Annotated in this window: 2 protein-coding genes; both read right to left on the reverse strand. The window is 38.3% G+C overall.

Annotated elements, in window-relative coordinates:
• Nucleotides 1–536: hypothetical protein (locus ACFIKD_RS09410; protein ID WP_375647902.1), on the reverse strand; the 536-nt coding region annotated here is incomplete at its 3' end.
• A gap of 109 nt (nucleotides 537–645) precedes the next feature.
• On the reverse strand, nucleotides 646–1,224 hold the full coding sequence (locus ACFIKD_RS09415) for a hypothetical protein (protein WP_375647904.1): 579 nt from the start codon (nucleotides 1,222–1,224) through the stop codon (nucleotides 646–648).
• Nucleotides 1,225–1,346: the final 122 nt, after the last annotated feature.

Here is a 1,346-nt window from a genome sequence, read left to right on the forward strand (position 1 = left end):
TAATTATAAATTTTTGCATGGCTATAAATACAAGCCAAGCCAGAAACCTTGGCATGACCATAAACGCGTGCATAACTAAAAATCGTAGCATCATAAGAAACATGCGCATGGTCATAAATATGAGCATCAGCAAGAACGCGGGCACTACCATTTACATGAGCATTACCATAAATATTGCCATAAACATGAGCATTGCCATAGATAAAAGCATGGTCATAAATTTTAGCATATTGAGAGATAAAAGCCTTTCCATAGACTTCAGCATTGCCATAAACTTGACCACAGACTTGAGAAAAATGGCGTATTTTTGCATCATCATACACTCTTGCATGACCGTAGACACAAGCCTCATCATAGACCCAGCAATTACCATCATGGGATAGGTTAACTTCCTTTTCAATAAAGCCGCCTAAAGACCCCGCCTTTATATCATCAAAATCTTTTAAAGCTTTAATGCGATAAAGGTTTATAATATTTCGAGTAAGAGCATGTTTGATTTTTTTGATTTCACTGGTTAATTCGTATTTTTTGCACATAGAAGACCCTCACAATCTAATGTGATAAACGTTTGCTAAAATTTGGAATGGGAAATTTAAAAGAGGGGCGCCCCCGCCGCGCTCGTGCTTTCATTTACACTGCTTTAGATTAGACCCAGACAATCTCTAATTCACCATAAGGAGAGAGACGTTCAGTATAGGTTTTTATTTTAGTAGACCCGCCGACATTTTCACGAATAACAGCAATTCCATGAATATGAGCATTTTCAAAAACATGCACGTTATTTGCTATACGAGCGTTTTCATAAACCCTAGCATTGTCATAAACATAGGCATTATCATAAATAATAGCCTTGCCATAAACACGCGCATTACCATAGACATGGGAATTATCAGAAATAACAGCATTGCCATAAACATGGGCATTATCATAGACATAGCCAGCAACGATAGCATTGTCATAAACCCGCGCATGACCATAGATATGACCACAAGTGACAGCCTTGCCAAAAACCCTTGCATGTTCATAAACGTGACCATTTTTAAACACAAGAGCCTCATCATACACCCAGCAATTTCCCTCATGAGAGAGGTTATCTTCCTTTTCAATAAAGCCACCCAAGGCACCAGCTCTAACATCAGAAAAGTCTTTTAATGCTTTAATACGGTAGAGAACATGTTTACCAAATACACGCGTTTCATTTGTGAGTGCAAACTTCTTTTGCATGAGCACAATTCCTTTATACAGAGATTTAAATTTTTAAATGAGATGTTAAAGGAGGGCGCCCCCGCCGTGCCCACGCGTTATTTAAGCAGCGTCTTTTAGTGACTGATTATCATCACAGATAT

The organism is Bartonella sp. CR84HXZ, assembly GCF_042194535.1.
Classification (GTDB): Bacteria; Pseudomonadota; Alphaproteobacteria; order Rhizobiales; family Rhizobiaceae; genus Bartonella; species Bartonella grahamii.

What these genes read in the sequence shown, in the direction of transcription:
- ACFIKD_RS09415 (WP_375647904.1), bottom strand. Translation starts at nt 1,224, where the DNA reads ATGCAAAAGAAGTTTGCACTCACAAATGAAACGCGTGTATTTGGTAAA.